At 70.0% G+C, this 18,339-nt stretch carries 14 protein-coding genes; 6 read left to right on the top strand and 8 right to left on the bottom strand.

Annotated features, from left to right (window positions below):
* Positions 1-898: 898 nt before the first annotated feature.
* From HY049_02225 to HY049_02245, 5 genes are read left to right on the top strand one after another with little or no spacing between them, the layout of a single operon-like run.
* The gene (locus HY049_02225; GenBank protein MBI3447729.1) at positions 899-3,007 is read left to right on the top strand and encodes a metallophosphoesterase family protein; all 2,109 of its coding nucleotides are present in this window, start codon (positions 899-901) and stop codon (positions 3,005-3,007) included.
* Positions 3,008-3,050: 43 nt separating this feature from the next.
* The gene (aroC, locus tag HY049_02230) at positions 3,051-4,226 is read left to right on the top strand and encodes a chorismate synthase (GenBank protein MBI3447730.1); all 1,176 of its coding nucleotides are present in this window, start codon (positions 3,051-3,053) and stop codon (positions 4,224-4,226) included.
* 1 nt (position 4,227) lies between these two features.
* Positions 4,228-5,175, top strand: coding sequence for an MBL fold metallo-hydrolase (locus HY049_02235; GenBank protein MBI3447731.1), 948 nt, complete (start codon positions 4,228-4,230; stop codon positions 5,173-5,175).
* A gap of 41 nt (positions 5,176-5,216) precedes the next feature.
* A complete protein-coding gene (locus HY049_02240; protein ID MBI3447732.1) occupies positions 5,217-5,825 on the top strand; it encodes a CPBP family intramembrane metalloprotease in 609 nt (202 codons plus the stop codon).
* Positions 5,826-5,871: 46 nt separating this feature from the next.
* Positions 5,872-6,402, top strand: coding sequence for a PepSY domain-containing protein (locus HY049_02245; GenBank protein MBI3447733.1), 531 nt, complete (start codon positions 5,872-5,874; stop codon positions 6,400-6,402).
* Between the two features lie 175 nt (positions 6,403-6,577).
* On the opposite strand, the gene HY049_02250 is transcribed toward HY049_02245, so the two are convergent.
* Together HY049_02250 and HY049_02255 are read right to left on the bottom strand one after the other, a co-directional pair.
* On the bottom strand, positions 6,578-8,875 hold the full coding sequence (locus HY049_02250) for a vitamin B12-dependent ribonucleotide reductase (GenBank protein ID MBI3447734.1): 2,298 nt from the start codon (positions 8,873-8,875) through the stop codon (positions 6,578-6,580).
* A 232-nt stretch (positions 8,876-9,107) separates the two neighbouring features.
* Positions 9,108-11,297: a carbohydrate binding family 9 domain-containing protein gene (locus HY049_02255; GenBank protein MBI3447735.1), complete on the bottom strand. Its 2,190-nt coding sequence runs from the start codon at positions 11,295-11,297 to the stop codon at positions 9,108-9,110.
* Between the two features lie 36 nt (positions 11,298-11,333).
* Between HY049_02255 and HY049_02260 the strand changes: the two genes are divergently transcribed.
* Positions 11,334-11,990 (top strand): 4'-phosphopantetheinyl transferase superfamily protein, encoded by a 657-nt coding sequence (locus tag HY049_02260; GenBank protein MBI3447736.1) that lies wholly within the window; start codon positions 11,334-11,336, stop codon positions 11,988-11,990.
* On the opposite strand, the gene HY049_02265 is transcribed toward HY049_02260, so the two are convergent.
* From HY049_02265 to HY049_02290, 6 genes are all read right to left on the bottom strand, one after another.
* Positions 11,987-13,762 (bottom strand): ABC transporter ATP-binding protein, encoded by a 1,776-nt coding sequence (locus tag HY049_02265; GenBank protein MBI3447737.1) that lies wholly within the window; start codon positions 13,760-13,762, stop codon positions 11,987-11,989. The two genes, HY049_02260 and HY049_02265, sit on opposite strands and share 4 nt — an antisense overlap.
* Positions 13,759-15,522 carry an ABC transporter ATP-binding protein gene (locus tag HY049_02270; GenBank protein ID MBI3447738.1) on the bottom strand — a complete coding sequence of 588 codons (1,764 nt, stop codon included), beginning with the start codon at positions 15,520-15,522 and terminating at the stop codon, positions 13,759-13,761. The genes HY049_02265 and HY049_02270 overlap by 4 nt, the downstream gene beginning before the upstream one ends.
* Positions 15,519-16,574, bottom strand: a complete 1,056-nt coding sequence (locus HY049_02275; protein MBI3447739.1) for a hypothetical protein — start codon at positions 16,572-16,574, stop codon at positions 15,519-15,521. Before HY049_02275 ends, HY049_02270 begins: the two co-directional genes overlap by 4 nt.
* A 10-nt stretch (positions 16,575-16,584) precedes the next feature.
* A complete protein-coding gene (locus HY049_02280; GenBank protein ID MBI3447740.1) occupies positions 16,585-17,235 on the bottom strand; it encodes a dTMP kinase in 651 nt (216 codons plus the stop codon).
* A gap of 89 nt (positions 17,236-17,324) precedes the next feature.
* Positions 17,325-17,714 (bottom strand): response regulator, encoded by a 390-nt coding sequence (locus HY049_02285; GenBank protein ID MBI3447741.1) that lies wholly within the window; start codon positions 17,712-17,714, stop codon positions 17,325-17,327.
* 84 nt (positions 17,715-17,798) lie between these two features.
* The coding region (locus HY049_02290; protein ID MBI3447742.1) for a riboflavin biosynthesis protein RibF at positions 17,799-18,339 on the bottom strand (541 nt) is incomplete at its 5' end.

Here is an 18,339-nt window from a genome sequence, read left to right on the forward strand (position 1 = left end):
CCCGGCCGACGCGCAGCTCTATCTGAGACGAGGGGAGCAGCGCCGGTTCCGGCACGAGTGGGCGAAGGCGCTTGAGGACTATCGCCGCGCGAGGCGATTCGACCCGAAGCTTACCGCCGTGGATCTCTGCACGGGCCTCCTGATGCTTGACACCGGGAGACCCGAACGGGCGATGGCGTCTCTCGACCGATACGTTGCCGCCGAGCCCGATCGCGCCGACGGTCTCATCGCTCGGGCGAGAGCGTGCGTGAAGCTCGGGCGGCTCCTCGCGGCGGTCGAGGACGCCTCGCGCGCGATCTCACTGTACCGCGGCGACGATACGCCGCCGCCGGAACTGTACCTCGACCGCGCCCGCGCCCTCGACGCGACCGGAGAGCCCGCCCACCTCGACGAAGCGATCGCCGGCCTCGAGGAAGGTCTCGCCCGTCTCGGCCACCCGATCACTCTCGAGCTCGCCCTCGCGAAGCTCCGCGCGAAGCGCGGCGACGTGGAGATGCCCCCGGGCGACACCCAGCCCTACGCCGGAGCGCCGGTCGACGATCTCGATCCCACGGTCGCGACGGTGGCCGCGGCGCCTCCCGCCATCCTCGTCGATTTCGCCTCGACGACCGGATACCTCGCCAACAGTTCGGACCCCGGCGTCGGCCTCGCGTGGACGGGCGCCACCTTCGACGACTCGTCGTGGGGAGTCGGCCTGTTCGGTGTCGGCTACGAAGCCGGGACCGGTGCGCAGAACCTGATTCGCACGAACGTTCCCGTGAACACCGCGTCCGTCTTCACGCGCACGACGTTTCAGATCGCTGACGTCTCAGCGGTGCGAACCCTCTTCCTCGGCGCCGACTACGACGACGGGTACGTCGCGTGGATCAACGGCGTCGAGATCTTCCGCTCGCCCCAGATGCCGGCGGGGGCTCTCCTCTGGAACACGCGCGCCGTGTCGCACGAGTCGAGCAACGCCCCGGTCCCGAATTACGGCGCGGGGATCGACATCACGGCGACGGCGCTTCCGGCGCTCCGGAGCGGCGACAACCTCTTCGCGGCGGCGGTCTTCAACACGACGCTTCCCTCGAGCGATCTCGTCCTCGTCCCGCGGCTCGACGTCAATCGGTCGGCGAAACTCACGCGCGGTCCCTACCTGCAGCGCGGCACGCCGACCGGGCTCGTCGTGAGGTGGCGGACCGATACGGCCACCGACAGCCGCGTGCGGCTCGGCGAGGCGCCGGGTAATCTCGCGGTGACCGTCGAGGATGCGGCCGTCACGACGGAGCACGTGGTCTCCGTCACGGGACTCGCGCCTGCGACGAACTACGTCTACGCGATCGGATCGTCCTCGGCGGACATCGCTGGGGACGACCTCGACCACACCTTCACCACGCCTCCGCAACCGGGCACGCCAAAGCCGACGCGCATTTGGGTCATCGGCGATTCGGGAACCGCCGACGCGCGGCCGAGAGCGGTGCGGGATGCCTACGAGGCCTACACGGGATCGCGTGCGACCGATCTCTGGCTCATGCTGGGCGACAACGCCTACCAGAGCGGGACCGACGCGGAGTACCAGGCGGCGGTCTTCGACGTCTACCCGAAAATGCTGGCGAGGTCGGTGCTTTGGCCGACGCTCGGAAACCATGATGGGATCTCCGCGCGATCATCCAGCCAGTCGGGCCCGTACTACGACATCTTCACGCTCCCCCGTGCGGCGGAGGCGGGAGGGGTCCCCTCGGGGACCGAGGCGTACTACGCGTTCGACCACGCGAACATCCACTTCGTCTGCCTCGACTCGTACGACATCGATCGGTCGCCGGGCGGCGCCATGATGACGTGGCTCGCGGCCGATCTGCGCGCGACGAAGCAGGATTGGGTGATCGCTTTCTGGCACCACCCTCCCTACAGCAAGGGGTCGCACGACACGGACTTTTTCAGCGAGTCGACTGAAATGCGGGAGTTCGCGCTCCCGATCCTCGAGGGGGTCGGGGTCGATCTCGTCCTCGCGGGACACAGCCACGATTACGAGAGGTCGTTCCTCCTCGACGGACACTACGGGACGTCGAACACGCTGACGCCGTCGATGAAGCTCGATCCGGGAAGCGGGCGGGTCGGCGCCGGCGGGCCGTACTCGAAGTTCACCGTGGGGCCGGCCCCTCACGAGGGGGCCGTCTACGCGGTCGCCGGGAGCTCGGGGCAGATCGCCGGGGGGCCCCTCAACCATCCCGCGATGTATCTCTCGCTCAACACGCTCGGCTCGATGGTCCTCGACGTCCACGGGAAGGAGCTCCACGCCCGCTTCCTCGACGCCACAGGCGCCGTGCGCGACGACTTCACGGTCCGGAAGGGGCACAACCTCCCGCCCGTCGCCGTCGCGGGAGGCGATCTCCGAGAGGAGTGCACGTCGCCCTCGGGGGCATGGGCGAGCCTCGACGGATCGGCGTCGAGCGATCCGGACTCCTCGCCGGGTACGAACGACGACATCACCCGGTTCGAGTGGATCGAGGATCTCGGGCTCCCGTCGGAACGCCCGCTGGGCGAGGGGGCCCGCATCATGGCGCAGCTTCCCCTTGGAGCCCACCGTATCGCGCTCCGCGTCACGGACCGGGGCGGCCTCACGTCCACCGATGACATCGTTGCACGCGTGGTCGACACAACCGCGCCATCGATCTCGGTGACGCTGACGCCCGATCTTCTCTGGCCGCCGAACCACCGTCTCGTCGACACCACCGCGGAGGTCCTCGCGGCGGATCTGTGCGGAGCGGCGCCGGTCGAGCTCGTCTCGATCACGAGCAGCGACCCCGACGACGCGAACGGCACGGGAGACGGGAGGACCCGGGGGGATATTCGAGGGGCGGACATCGGCACGGCGGATTTCGCTTTCAGCCTGCGGGCTGAGCGCGCCGCAAGGTACGGCGCCCGCGCGTACACGGTGACGTACCGGGCGACGGACGTCTCGGGAAACGCGCGCGAGGCGTCGGCGATTGTCACAGTAACGAAGAGCCGCGCCCCGGAAGAGCCCTGATCCCGGAATCACGCTCCATGGGTTAACCTGACCTCCCATGCCGATCCGATTCCTCACCGCGGGCGAGAGCCACGGGCCGCTCCTGACGGTCATCGTGGACGGCCTTCCCGCCGGCCTCCCCGTCGAGGCGGCGGCGATCGATCGCGACCTGAAGCGCCGGCAGATGGGATACGGCCGGGGCGGCCGCATGAAGATCGAGAGCGACGCGGCGCGCATCACGGGCGGCGTGCGCCACGGCCGCACCCTCGGCGGCCCCGTGAGCCTCGCGATCGACAATCGCGACTTCGCCTCCTGGTCGATCGCGATGTCGCCTGAGATCCCCCCAGAAGGGACGGCGGAACAGGACCTCAGGCGGGTGACGCACCCCCGCCCCGGCCACGCCGACCTCGCCGGGGCGCTCAAGCACGATCTCCACGACGCGCGGGACGTCCTCGAGAGGGCGAGCGCGCGCGAGACGGCCGCGCGCGTCGCGGCGGGGGCGCTCGCCAAGATCTTTCTCCGCGAGATGGGGATCAAAGTCCTCGGCCACACGGTGGCCGTCGGCGAGGCGGCCCTCCCCAGGGACCGGCACGCCTCGTGGGACGAGATCGCCTCCATCCCCGACGACTCGCCGCTGCGGTGCGTCGACGTCGCCGTCGAGGCCTCGATGATGGTCGAGATCGACGCGGCGCAGCGGGCGAAGGACTCCGTCGGCGGCGCCTTCCAGATCGTCGCGCGCGGCGTGCCGCCGGGGCTGGGCTCCTCGCGCCAGTGGGACACGCGCCTCGAGGCCCGGCTCGCCCGCGCGGTCATGTCGATCCAGGCGATCAAGGCGGTCGAGATCGGCGAGGGGGTCGCCGCGGCCTCCCTTCGCGGCTCCGCCGTGCACGACGAGATCTTCTACGACGCCGGCGTGAAGCGGTTCTTCCGGCGCACGAACCGCGCCGGCGGGATCGAGGGGGGGATGTCGAACGGCGAGGAGATCCGCGTCACCGGCTTCATGAAGCCCCTCTCGACGCTGCCGAAGCCGCTCCGCACCGTGGACCTCGTGACGAAGGAGGAGGCCCAGGCCGTCGTCGAGCGGACCGACACCTGCGCCATTCTCGCGGCGGGGGTCATCGGCGAGGCGATGGTGGCGCTGACGATCGCGGACACCTTCCTCGAGAAGTTCGGCGGCGACGGCGTCGAGGAGACGCGCCGCAACCTCCACACCTACCTCGCCCAGGTCCGCGAGTTCTGAGGTGCCGAGCCGCCGCAACTTCCTCGCCGGCGCGGCGGGCGCGGCCGCGGCCGCGGTCTCGGCCTCTCTCGCGCGAGGAGAAGCCACTCCGGTGCCGACGCCCGCAGCGCCCTCGGTGAGGGCGCGCGTCCTCGGGATCGCGCAGGACGCAGGGATCCCCCAGCTCGGCTGCTCGCGGAGCGCGTGCGTCGCCGCGCGCCGAGATCCCTCGCGCGCGCGCCGCGTCGCGTGCCTTGGGATCTCCGGCGCTCCGTCGGGGGAGGCGTTCCTGATCGACGCGACACCGGACATCCGATCGCAGGCCGCGGAGCTCGGCGCGCCGGTCGGCGCGATTCTCCTGACGCACGCGCACATCGGACATTACACCGGCCTCATGTACCTCGGGCGCGAGTCGATGGCGGCGCGCGCCCTTCCCGTGCACGCGACACCGAGGATGGCCGCCTTCCTGAAGGCGAACAAGCCCTGGAGCCGCCTCGTCGAGTGGGGGCACGTCGATCTCCGCCCGCTCGAGCCCGGGAAGAGCGTCGCCCTCGCCCCGGGGATCGAGGCCCGCCCGATCACGGTCCCGCACCGCGACGAGGACTCGGACACGGTGGGGTTCGTCGTGACGGGACCCTCGAAGCGCCTCCTCTACGTTCCCGACACCGACGCGTTCGATCGGTGGGAGCGGCCGCTCGCGTCCTTCCTCGGCGAGGTGGATGCCGCGCTCCTCGACGGCACCTTCTTCGACGCCGGCGAGATCCCCGGGCGCGATCCGGCCGAGGTCCCTCACCCTCTCATCCGCGCCACGATCGAATCGCTCCGGGGCGCCGCGCCGTCGCGGTGCCGCGTGATCTTCACCCACCTCAGCCACGAGAACCCCGCCCTCGATCCCGGCTCGGCGGCCGCGGCCGCCATCCGCGACGCCGGATGCGAGGTCGCGTGGGAGGGGATGGAGCTGGCGCTCTGAGCGCCCCCCGGCCGCGCCAGGCGCTCGCCGAGCTCTCGCTCATGCTCGCGCTGGTGCAGTCGTACCTCTGGCTCTGGTCGGGGCTGATCCCCCGCGGGATCTACCTCGTGTCGGCCGGCGTGCTCGGGATCGCGATCGCCGGGGCCCTCACGCGGCGGGAGCGGGCGCGGGAGATCGGCGCGCGCTTCGACAACCTCGCGCGCGCGCTTTCCGAGGCAGGCATCGTCACGATCGCGGCGGCGGCGGGGCTCCTCGTCGCCGGGGGGTGGCTCGGCACGATCCGTCCCGACTGGGCGGTGACCGTCTCGCGCCTGCCGTGGCTCGTCGTGTGGGGTTTCCTCCAGCAGTTCGTCCTTCAGTCCTTCGTCCACCGCCGCGTGAACGAGATCGTGCGCGGCAACGCCGCCCGCGAGCTGGCCACGGCGGCGATCTTCGCCCTCTGCCATCTCCCGAACTGGCGGCTGATGATCGCGACCTTCACCGGAGGGTGGATCTGGTCCATCCTCTACCGGCGCAACCCCAACCTCTTCGCGCTGGCCGCCGCGCACGCCGTGAGCAGCGCGGCCCTCTCGATCGGCTTCGGCCCCGCGCTTCTCCACGGCATGAAGGTGGGGCGCGGCTACGTCACCTACGTGCCGCCGGCGCCTTGAGTCCCACCTGCTACGCCGAGGATCTCGGCGCAAGGAGGATCTGGCAATGAGAAGACGGATGGAAGTGGTCCTGGTCATCCTGACGGCCCTGCTCGTCCTCGGCGCTCCGCGTGTCCTGGCGCAGGACGACGACGATGACGACGACGAAGATCAGGCGACGTTGCTCAAGGCGCTCCCACAGGCCAAGGTCTCGTTGGAACAGGCGCTGCTCGCAGGCGAGCACGAGGGGACTCCCATCTCGGCCAAGTTCGAAATGGACGAGGGGAAGCTCCAGCTTTCCGTCTACACGATGAAGGCCGAGAAGTTCTTCGAGGTCGTCGTGGACCACGTGAGCGGCAAGGTCGTGAAGGTCGAGGCCATCACCAGCGGAGAGGATCTCGCGGCCGCGAAGGCTCAGGGCGGCGCGATGACGAAGGCGAAGAAGTCGCTCCGTGTGGTTGTCGCCGAGGCCGTGAAGGCCAACGACGGTTACCGCGCGTTCAGCGTCACGCCTTCCCTCAAGGATGGGCACCCGTCGGCGGATACTTCCCTGGCGAAGGGCGATGAGACGAAGAGCGTGACCGCGAAGCTCGAGTGAAAAGAACCGGAGGAGCGGGGTGCTCCTCCGGTCGCGGGATCCCGGATCTACGGATTGAGTGGTGCGCGAAGGGCGAAGTGTGAGGGGGCTGCTGGCCCATTGAGGAGTGCCGGCGCCGGGGATGGGGGCGCCGTGAGGTGTGTCCGTCCGGTCGTGATCCGGGGATGAGAGAGGGTCAATCGCATCGGGAGAACCCGCAGGTGTAGCAGGCGACGCAGCCGCCTTCGTGGGCGAGGGTGCTCCCGCAATCGGGACATCCAAGGCCTCCGCCGGGGCGCGTGAGGACGGCGGCGGGAGAGGCGAGCCGGGCCGGAGAGGCGACGTAGGCGGGCTCGAGCTCGGGGGGGTCGGCGTTCGGGGCGACGGCGATCCCGGCCGAGCCGGCGGCTCCGCGCTGCTGCGCGTGCTGCAGCGCGATGCCGATCGCGTCGGGGCACGAGAGGACCTGGGACCCCGCGTCGTAGACCGGCAGGTGGCAGCGGATGCCGCGAAGGTGCTTCGTGATCGCCTCCATCTCGACGCCCGCCCGCATGGCGAGCGAGACGAGGCGGCTGATCGCCTCGGACTGGGCCGACGCGCACCCTCCCGACTTTCCCATCGACGTGAAGAGCTCGAAAGGGCCCTTCTCGTCGGTGTTGACGGTGACGTAGAGATTCCCGCAGCCGGTCTTCACGCGCCGCGTCGAGCCGCTCGTCTCGACGGGGCGCGCCCTCGGCGCGATGCGGAGGAGGACGGGAGGCGGCTCGGGGACGCCGGGGGCGGCCGGCTTGACTCCGACGTTCAGGACCTGCTTGTCGCGGCACCCGTCGCGGAAGACCGTGACCCCCTTGCACCCCATCTCGTAGGCGAGCATGTAGACGGACCGGACGTCGTCGCGCGTCGCGTGCGACGCGAAGTTCACGGTCTTCGAGACGCCGTTGTCGGCCCGCTCCTGGAAGGCGGCCTGCATGCGCACGTGCCAGTAGGGGGCGATGTCGTGCGCGGTGACGAAGAGCCGCTTCACGTCGGCGGGGACGCCGTCGACGTGCTGGACCCCCCCGCTCTCGGCCACCCGGCGCATCAGCGCCTCCGTGTGGAAGCCGCGCTCGCGCGCGACCTGCTCGAAGAGGGGGTGGACCTCGAAGAGCTCGTCGTCGTCGAGGACGTTGCGGCGCACGTACGAGACGGCGAAGAGGGGCTCGATGCCGCTGCTCGCCCCGGCGATGATGCTGATCGTCCCCGTCGGGGCCACCGTCGTGGTGGTCGCGTTCCTCAGGGGTGGTCCCCCCTCGCGCTCCCAGGAGCTTCCCTGCCAGTTCGCGAAGGCCCCGCGCTCGGCGGCGAGCTGGGCGCTCGCCTTCTTGGTCTCGGAGTCGATGAAGGCCATGACGCGGCCGCCCATCTCGACCGCCTCCTGCGAATCGTACGGGAGACCGAGGCGGATGAGCATGTCGGCCCACCCCATCACCCCGACCCCCACGCGCCGGTTGGCGCGCGTGACCGCCTCGATCGCGGGAATCGGGTACAGATTCGCCTCGATGACGTTGTCGAGGAAGTGCGTCGCCGCGGCGGCGACCCGCGCGAGGCGAGCCCAGTCGACGGCGGTGCCGGCCACCATCCTTCCGAGGTCGATCGATCCGAGAACGCACGCCTCGTTCGGCATGAGCGGCTGCTCGCCGCAGGGGTTGGTGGCCTCGATCTCCGCGATGTGGCGCGTGGGGTTGTGCTCGTTGATCCGGTCGATGAAGACGACGCCGGGATCGCCGCAGCGCCACGCCCCCTCGACGATCTCCTCGAAGACCTCCCGCGCGTCGAGGGTGCCGGCGTCACCCCCCGGCACGGGGGAGACGAGGCGGTAGCGCTTCCCCTCGCGCACCGCCCGCATGAACTCGTCGGTGACGGCGACCGAGATGTTGAAGTTGGTCACCTCGGCCTGGTCGCGCTTGCACCGGATGAACTCGAGGATGTCGGGGTGATCCACCCTGAGGATCCCCATGTTCGCCCCGCGCCGCGCCCCTCCCTGCTTCACCGCCTCCGTGGCCGCGTTGAAGACCTTCATGAAGGAGACGGGGCCGCTCGCGATGCCGCTCGTGGATCTCACCTGGCTGTTCTTCGGGCGGAGCCGCGAGAACGAGAAGCCGGTCCCCCCGCCGGTCTTGTGGATCATCGCCGTGTGCTTCAGCGCGTCGAAGATCCCCTCCATCGAGTCCTCCACGGGCAGGACGAAGCAGGCCGACATCTGCGGGTAGTCGCGCCCCGCGTTCATCAGGGTCGGCGAGTTCGGGAGGAACTCGAGCGAGGAGAGGATGTCGTGGAACTCGCGCGCCGTGGCCGATGGATCGCGGCGCCCGCGGAAGGGGAGGCGGGCGTCGGGCTCGGCGACGGCCGAGGCGACCCGCCGGAACATCTCTTCGGGGGTCTCGATCGTCGTCCCGTCCGCATCCCGGCGGAGATATCGCTTCTCGAGGACGCGGAGCGCGTTGGCCGTGAGCATGCGCGGGGCTTCCCTGGAAAACGGTGATTGCGGAGATGATTGTGAGTGCTGTGGAACCTAACAGAATCGCGAGAGGAGTGTCAAGGGTAAATCGTGCTCGAATCGCAAGATATGGTGATGTACCTGTGGATAAGCCCCACGATCTTGGGGTGGAAACGCTGCGGGAATCCTGTGGAAATGGCCCGGATCCGCTGTGCACGATTGGGAGGGGCGGCCGGGCGGTGGCGTCGGATCAGGGGCGCCACGTGTGCCTTAGCTTCACGACGATCTCGTCGCGCTGCGGGCCGAGCGTGAGATCGCCCGGATCGGGAAACGGGCGGGTCCACCCCCGATTCCACACGACGTAGAGGTCGGTTCCGGGGCGGATCGTGTAGCGCACGCGGTTGTTGAACCCGAGCGTGCGGCTGGTCGAGTCGTACTGCGCGTTCGAGGAGAAGACGAGGTCCGGCGTCGCCGCGAAGACCGCGCGGAGAAGGAAAAGCCGGTCGGTGAAGTCCCCCTGAGGCAGGCTCGCGAGATCGTTCTCGGTGTTGAGGAGAACCGAGACGTGTCCCTCCGTCGTGGTGTAGCTGACGAAGGCGCCGAGCTGGGTGAGCTTCCCGTCGTAGAACTCGCCGAACCAGTCGCTCGTCCCCGCGCGGAGCCGACGGGCGAGCGACGTCTGCGACTCGAACCGGTAGCGCGTGAAGTGGTAGTCGCCCGGCGGGATGACGACCCCGCGCGAGATCTCGAACGGCGACGTGAGACGCTCGTAGTACGGGACCCAGTTGGCCTCGGTGTGCCCGCCTCCGAGCGTTCCCACGTTGAAGGGGGTCACGAAGGCCCGCCACGATTCGGGGTTTCCGTCCATGTCGGTGACGTACGTGACGAAGGTCTCGTAGTAGAACTGGCGCGCCCATCGCGACCACCCCACGGACGTCGGCCGGGGCTGATACGCCCCCCCGAAATCGTACTGTCGCGTCCCGCGCCTCGGGAGAAACCCCAGGGCGGGCTCGAGCGAGTCCCCGAAATCCCTGAACGTCGCGTAGAGGTCCCACAGATCGTTCGGGTACTCGACGTGAGCCCCCCAGCCGTTGCGATCCCCCGATCCCGCCGGGTCCCCTCCCGATCTCGCGCTCCACGCGCCGGCGCCGAGATTCTTGTCGCCGAGGAACTTCTCCGTCCGGTACACCGCGTTGACGGCGCCGAGCCAGCTCTGTCCCGCCCCCGTGGGATCGCCGACCGTCGCGAGCGCCGCGAAGCGGAGGTGATCCGAGGCGTCGAGGGTCGTCATGCCGGCGAAGAGGTTCGTGGCGCGCGATCTCGGTGAGTCGTCCGCCGACGTGTCGAGGATCCCGATCCCGAACGGCCCTCTCTGGCCGACGAGCTTGATCCCGCCGCGGATCGGGACCGGGTGGTCGTCGACGAGGCCGATCCGGCGGGAGAAGAAGGGGATGAAATCCTGGTCGAGCCCCGTGCCGCCGCCGAAGTCGAACTGGTTCGACCCCTCGAGGAAGAAGGTCCGCTTCTCGGGGAAGAAGAGGGGGAAGCGGGTCAGGTTGATCTGGCGCGTGTCGACCTCGGTCTCGGCGAAGTCGGTGTTGAGCGTCCCGACGGCGGAAAAACCGGACTCGAAGTTCTCGGTGACGTCGAGCCCGGCCTCCCCGCCGCCGCTCGCCGCGCTCGGATCGAACTCCGCGGTGCGTCGCCCGAGCGCGTAGGGGCTGACCGAGAGCCCCGTTCCCTGGCGAAAGCCGTCGACCCCGGTGATCTTCCCGGCGCGCTTCAGGTCGTAGAAGGACGAATCGAGAGTGGTTCCCGCCCAGCGCACGACGAGCCGGTTTCTCGGAACTCGCCGCTGAACATTGAATCCCCATGTCGCGCCGTTCGTCGCGAAGCGGAGCGTCTGCGCGGGGATCGCGATCTCAGCCGTCCATCCGTCGGGCGTGCGCCGCGCGCGCGCGTCCCAGATCCCGTCCCAGTCGAGGGAGGGGTCTCCCGATCCCGACGCTAGCCCGTCGGTGCGCGCGCCGGCCGCGTTCACCGCGAAGTAGAAGCCCGTGCGCGCGTCCTCGAAGGTGTCGAAGAGGACGGCGATCGAGTCGTCGCCGGTGAGGCCGCCGTCCCTCAGCATCGTGTGGATGGCGATCTTCGACGGGTCGGGGTCGCGGCAGATCGCCGCGATGTAGATGAAGCGCGCGTCGCGGACGATCCGGATCTCGGTCGTGAAGGGGGTGGGCTCGCCGGGCTTCGGATCCTGCTGCGTGAGGTCGGGGATGATCGCGGCGTGCCGCCACGCCTCCTCGTCGAGAATGCCGTCGAGGCGGACGGGGGTGTCCGTCACGCCGATCCGGATCTCGGCGGGGGAGTCGGAGGCGCGGACGGCGGTGGTCAGGGCGAGCGCGGCGGCGAACGCGGTCGCCCTCAGGGCTCTCAGATTCACGCGCGAAGCTAGCACGGTGATACGCTTCCCGCACCCATGATCGAGCGCCTGTTTCCGGCCGAAGTGATGACCCTCGTCGCCACCCCCGACATGTGGGACGGCACCCTCCTTCCGGAGGAGGAGGCGTGCGTCGTCCGCGCCGTGCCGAAGCGGAGGCGCGAGTTCACGGCGGGAAGGGTCGGCGCGCGGCGTCTTCTGGCGCTCGCCGGGGTGAGCGGCGTGCCGATCGTGGCCGCGGCCGACAGGACTCCGATCTGGCCTCCGGGGTTCGTGGGGAGCATCTCGCACTGCGACGGCCTCTGCGCCGTGGCGATCGCGCGGGCGTCCCACTTCGAGTCGATCGGCCTCGACGTGGAGGGGTCTCAGGGACTCCCGGAGGAGACGATTCACCTCGTCTGTTCGGAAACCGAGCTGGCGCGGGCCTCCGGGGCGTCCGGCTTGGCGCGCGCCGAGGCGGCGAAGCTCCTCTTCAGCGCGAAGGAGGCCTTCTACAAGTGCTGGTTCCCGGTGACGCGCACCCCGCTCGACTTCCACGACGTCGAGGTGGAGTTCGACCCGCGGCACGGAATGTACCGGGCGCGTGTGCTCGCCGACCATCCGAAGGGGGCGCTCGCCGGAAGGATGGATGCTCGGTTCATGCGAGATCCCGCGCACGTCGCGGCAGGGGTGGTGCTCCGGGGCACGGCGAGCTAAAGAGCCGCACCACCCGTCTGCAGCCGGTGGAAATCGGCGTAGATCCCCGAGAGCTTCAACAGCTCCTCGTGGCTCCCCTCCTCGTGGACGCGACCGCGGTGGAGCACCACGATCCGGTCGCACCCTCTCACCGTCGACAGCCGGTGCGCGATGATGAGGCACGTCCGGCTGCTGGTGAGCCTCTCGAAGGCCGCCTGGACGATCGCCTCGGTCTCAGAGTCCACCGAGGCGGTCGCCTCGTCGAGGAGGAGCACGGGGGGATCGAAGGCGAGGATGCGGGCGAAGCAGAGGAGCTGCTTCTGTCCCACGGAGAGGTTTGACCCCGCCTCGCGCACCTCGGCGTCGTAGCCGCCGGGGAGCGCCTCGATGAAGCGTGACGCCGAGACGGCCCGGGCCGCGGAGAGGACCCGCTCGCGCGTGACCGACGGATCGCCCAGCGAGATGTTCTCGGCGATCGTTCCCGCGAAGAGAAATGGTTCCTGAAGCACGACGCCGACGCGGCGACGAAGCTCCGCGAGCGGGATCTCGCGCGAGTCCACGCCGTCGAAGAGGATCGACCCGCTCCCGGGGGTGTACAGGCGAAGGAGCATCCGGGCGATCGTCGTCTTCCCAGCGCCCGTCGACCCCACGAGCGCCACGCGCTCCCCGGGGCGGACGTGGAAGGTCAGCCCCCGGAGCACCTCCGAGCCCGCCGCGTAGCCGAACCTCACGTCCCGGAACTCGATCTCCCCCCGCGCCGGCGCGGCGGCCGCATGGGTCCCGGCGTCCGTCTCGGGGGGCTCGTCGATCACCTGGAAGAGGCGCTCCGCGGAGGCCATCGCCGACTGCATCACCGAGTAGTACCCCCCCAGCTCGCGGATCGGGCCGAAGAACTTCTGCACGTACTCGATGAAGGCGACGAGCGTGCCGAACGTGATCGCCTTCGAGACGACCTGGACGCCGCCGTACCAGAGGATCGCGGCCACGGTCAGCGAGCCGAACAGCTCTATCAAGGAAGAAAAGATCGAGTCCCACACCACGGACGAGATGTCGGCGTCGCGGTGCGCGCGGTTGACGGCGTCGAACTCGGCGTCGTTGACCTTCTCGCGCTGGAAGAGGTGGACCACCACCATCCCGGTGATCTGCTCCTGGAGGAAGGCATTGAGGCGGGAGACGCGCGAGCGCACCAGGCGGAAGGCGTCCCGGATCTTCACGCGGAAGAAGAAGGCGAGGGCCGCGAGCACGGGGAGGCTCAGCAGCGTGAGGAGGGCGAGCTTCAGGTCCATGACGAGCAGGATCGCGACGATCCCGACGAGCTTCATCGAGTCGCCGAGGAGGGTGACGATCCCGGAGCTGAAGATCTCGGCGAGGTTCTCCACGTCGCTCGTCAGGCGGGTGACGAGACGCCCCACGGGGTTCCGGTCGAAGTAGGCCGCGGGGAGGCGCTGGAGGTGGCGGTAGACGTCGCTCCTCAGGTCTCGGATCACGCGCTGCCCTGTGATCTCCAGGCTGTACATCTGGGCGAACCGGAAGCCGAACTCGAAGGCGGCCGTGAGCGCGAAGAGGAGGGCGAGGGGGAGAAGTCCCGCGGGGTCGCCCGCCGCCAGCGGGCCGTCGATGACGAGCTTGATGATGTAGGGCTGCGCGAGCTGGGCCGCCGAGATGAGCAGCAGGAAGGCGATCGAGAACGACAGGAGGGCGCGGTGCGGCCGCACGTACGGAAGCAGGCGCCGCGCGAGACGCGCGTCGTACGCCTTCCCGAGGACGTCCTCCTCGTGGGCGTCGGCCGTCATAGCGTGAGGAGCGCCTGGAGGCTCTGGCGTCTGGCGACCGACGCGTACAGCCCTCCGAGCTTGAGAAGATCGGCGTGGCCGCCCCGCTCCACGATGCGCCCGGCGTCCATGACGACGATGTGGTCGGCCCACGAGAGGGCGGCGATCCGGTTCGAAATCAGGATCACCGTCCGCCCCCGGGCCGTCTCCTTGAGCCGCGCGAGCAGCTCCTCCTCGACCTCGGCGTCAACGCTCGAGAGGGGATCGTCGAGGACCAGGATCGACGGCCTCGTGAGGATCGCGCGAGCCAGCGTGACGCGCTGCCGCTGCCCTCCGGAGAGGGTGAAGCCGCGCTCGCCCACGACCGTGTCGAGGCCGCTCGGGAAGGCCGGGATGTCGCGCGCGAGGCGCGCCGCCTCCACCGCCTTCAGGATCTCCTCCTCGTCGAAGCCGCGGGGGGCGTACGCCACGTTCTCCCTCACGCTCCGGCTGAAGAGGAAGGGCTCCTGGGGGACGACCGCGATGTGACGCCTCAGGCGGTGGAGCGGGATGCGCGTCACGTCCTCGCCGTCGATGAAGATCGTCCCGGCGGGAGGCTTCAGGATCCCCGGCAGGAGGCCGACGAGGGTGGACTTGCCCGATCCGACGGTCCCGAGGATCCCGAGGACCTCCCCCGGCGCCACGGCGAGATCGAGCCCCTCGAGGTGCCGCGTCGAGGGGGCGGCCCCGGGGTGGGCGAACGTCAGCCCGCGGATCTCGATGCGCCCCTCGAAGGGGCCCGCGTCGCCGTCCGCGCCGTCCGCTGCCGCCGCCTCGCGCTGCTCGGCGGGGAGGTCGAGGATCTCGCCGATGCGCCGGAAGGCCGCGAGGCCGCGCTGGAAGGTGTTCAGGATCCAGCCGAAGGCGAAGGTGGGCCACATGAGAAAGGCCAGGTAGGCGTTGAAGGCGACGAAGTCGCCGAGGGTGATCTCCCCGCGCACGACGGCCGCCCCCCCGAGGACGATGACGACGAAGGTGCCGAACTCGGTCATCATCCCCATGAGCGGGATCATCACGCCGCGCGCCCGCGCCAGCTCGACGTTGCGGCGCATGTAGACCCCCGACAGATCGTCGAAGACGCGCCCCTCCGCCTCCTCGCGCACGTACGTCTTGATGAGGGAGATGCCGGTGATGTTCTCCTGCGCCTTGTTCGAGATCGCGGCGAGCCCCTCCTGGACCTCGAGGCTCCTCGCGTAGACCCGGCGGCTCATCAGGTTCACCGCGACGGCGAAGAGGGGGTAGGGGGCGATGGCGTAGAGCGTCAGGCGCGGCGACATCGATGCCATGAGGATCACCGATCCCGCGTAGACGAAGACCGTGTTGACCAGGTTCATGACGCCGGGGCCGTAGAAGCCTCGGATGAGCATGACGTCGTTGATCGCGCGCGAGACGATGTCCCCGGTGGCGCGGGATCGGAAAAACGACATCGGAAGTCGCTGCAGGTGCGAGAAGAGGCGGCGCCGCAGGGCGTAGACGACCCTCCGCGACGCCCCGAGGATGGCGAGGCGCGACCAGGTCCGGATGAGGCTCTGCGCGATCGCGACGAGGGCGATGGCCCCCGCGTACGTCGCGATCTCGCGCGCGTGGACGCCGTCGCGCATCGAGTCGACCGCCTGCTTGAGGAGCCGCGGGATGAAGAGGGCGAGGACGTTCGTCGCGGCGAGGAGGAGGACGCCGGCCGCGATCCGCAGGCGGACGAGCCACAGGTACTCGAGGACGAGCCTCCGCGACGAAGGGGTCACGCGCGGGCCGGGATATCCGGAGCGCCCAGATCGAGGAGCATCACCTCGAGGAGGAGCTGGCGGTTCACGTACGAGGCGACGTCGCCCCTCGCGGAGCCCACGCGGCGGATCGTCTCGGGAAGGCGGTCGCCCACGCGGTCCGCGAGGCGCGACAGCGCCTCCTCCGCGTCGCGGTTCACCAGGAGCTCACGCCCCGCCCCCGCGCGAAGGATCATCGCGTCGCGCAGGAGCGTCTCCATCGTCTCGAGGGACTCCCCGATGAAGGCGTCGTCCTCGCGCGACCCGAGGATCTCGGCGTCCTTGATGACGTGCGCGCGGGGGCGTCTCTCGGTCGCCCGATCGAGGACCTCGATCACCACGGCGCGGGCCGCGCGGTACTCGTCGAGATCGAAGGCGAGCGCGCGGCCGAGGCGCCCCGAGGTGAGGGTCGCGACGAGGGCGGCGTCGTCCTCGGACAGAGCCCGGGCCGAGCGGAGGTGCGCGGCGACGCGCGAGACGGGAAGGGGATGGAAGGGGACGAGCCGGCAGCGCGATCTCACCGTGGGGAGGAGGGCGGCGGGGTCGGACGCGATGAGAACGATGCAGGAGCCGGAGGGCGGCTCCTCGAGCGTCTTCAGGAGGGCGTTCGAGGCCTCCGCGGTCATCCTCTCCGCCGGATCGATGATGAAGACGCTCCGGCGCCCCTCGAACGGCCGGGCGCTCGCCTGATGCCTCAGCGATCGGATCTCGTCGATCCGGATCTCCTCCTTGCCGGGGACGACGATTCGGACGTCGGGGTGGCCGGTGGTCTCCCGCGCGTCCCCCTTGTGATCCCCCTCCTCGATCTTCCCCCGGGTGACGCGGGCGATGCGGGCGCAGACGGCGCATCGGCCGCATCCCTCGCCGGGGCTCTCGGGACAGTTCAGGGCCTGCGCGAGGGCGAGCGCGACGGCGCGGCGTCCGATCCCCGCCGGGCCGTGGAAGACGAGCGACGCCCCCTCGCGCCCGGAGGCCAGCCCCCTCCTCAGGATTTCGAGGGCCCGCTCGTGGCCGACGATCTCGTGGAAGGCCACGTCCCGGCCCCTACCCGAGGCTCAGGCGGCGCTTGACGTGCGTGAGGATCTGCTTCGCGACCTTCTCGGGCGAAGAATCGGCGGCGATGACCCTCACCCGGGTCGCCTCCTCGCGCGCGATCTCGAGGTACCCGTCGCGCACGCGCGTGTGGAAGGCGATCTCCTCGTCGTCGAACCGGGTCGTGGAGGTGGCCCCGGCGGAGGTGTTTCGGACGCGGGCGCGCGCAAGCCCGGCCGAGGGGTCCAGGTCGAGGAGGAGCGTGAGGTCGGGCTTGATGTCGGCGGAGGCGAGCGAGTTGAGGACGCGGATGACGTTCATCGGGAGCTGGCGCCCGGCCCCCTGGTACGCCGCGGTCGCGTCGGTGAAGCGATCGCACAGGACCACCTTCCCCTCGCCGAGGGCCGGCTGGATGACCTCCTCGATGTGCTGGGCGCGCGCGGCGCCATACAGGAGGAGCTCGGTGATGGGCACCATCCGGCTCCGGGGATCGAGGAGGAGCGCCCGGATCTTCTCGCCTACCACCGTGCCGCCGGGCTCCCGGGTGACGACGTGCTGCACCCCTTTCGACGTGAGGTACTCCGAGAGGAGACGGACCTGCGTGGTCTTCCCCGATCCCTCGATCCCTTCGAAGGTGATGAAGCCTGTGGCGGTCCTGTCCAAGCGGGGATGACCTCCGCGAAGATCGAGATCTCTTTCCGGTGGGGCGACGGGCGATGCTAACACAAGGGGCTCGGGGCGGGAGCCCGCGCCTATTCGTCGAGGAGGGTACGGATTCTCCCGGTGAGGAGCGAGAGGGAGAATGGCTTCTCGATGACGCCGGCGGCGGGCAGGGCCGGATCGGGCGCCAGGCGCTCGGGGGCATGGCCGGTCACGAAGAGGATCTTGAGAGCGGGTGAGAGGACGCGAAGCCGGTCGGCGAGCTCGCGTCCGCCCATCCCGGGCATCAGGAGATCCGTGACGAGGAGATCGACTCCCGAGCCGCAGGCCGCGGCCGTCTCGATCGCCTCGGCCGCGCCGGCCGCCTCGAGGACGTGGTATCCGCGCTCCTCGAGGACGAGCCGCAGGATCTCGCGGACGCCCGGCTCGTCGTCGACGACGAGAATCGTCTCGCCGCGCGGTGCGCCGTCCCGCTCGCCCATGGAGAGAAGGGTAGTCCACGTGTCAATAGCGCCGTTTGGGAGCGATTCATTGGGAACAGGATGTCCCGCAATGTCCCATGCGGATCAGGGACGGCCGGCGGGGCGGGCGAACCAGGCGCGGGCCGCGGCGACGTCCACCTCGATCTGGGCCTTGAGGGCGTCGGGGGAGTCGAAGCGCCGCTCCTCCCGAAGCCTGAGGCAGAAGGCGAGCCTCACCGTGACCCCGTACAGCTCCCCTCCCTCGTAGTCGAGGATGTGCGTCTCGATCACGCGCTCGCGCTCGCCGAAGGTGGGGCGCACGCCGATGTTGGTGACGCTGGGAAGCGACGTCCCCGCGAGCTCCGCGCGCGTGACGTAGACGCCGTCCCCGGGGATCAGCTCGCTTTCGGTCGTGATGTTCGCGGTCGAGAACCCGAGGCCTTTCCCCCGGTGCCGTCCCGGCACCCCGCGGCCCGTGACGACGTGCTCCCGGCCGAGCATGAGGGCGGCGCGATCGACGGCGCCGCGCGCGATGTTGTCGCGGATGCGCGTGGAGGAGACCGGGCGGCTGTCGAGGAGGACCACCTCCACCTTCTCGACGTCGATGCCGAGCCGCCCTCCCTCGCGGCGCAGAAGCTCGAAGTCC

The organism is Acidobacteriota bacterium (genome assembly GCA_016195325.1).
Classification (GTDB): Bacteria; Acidobacteriota; Polarisedimenticolia; order JACPZX01; family JACPZX01; genus JACPZX01.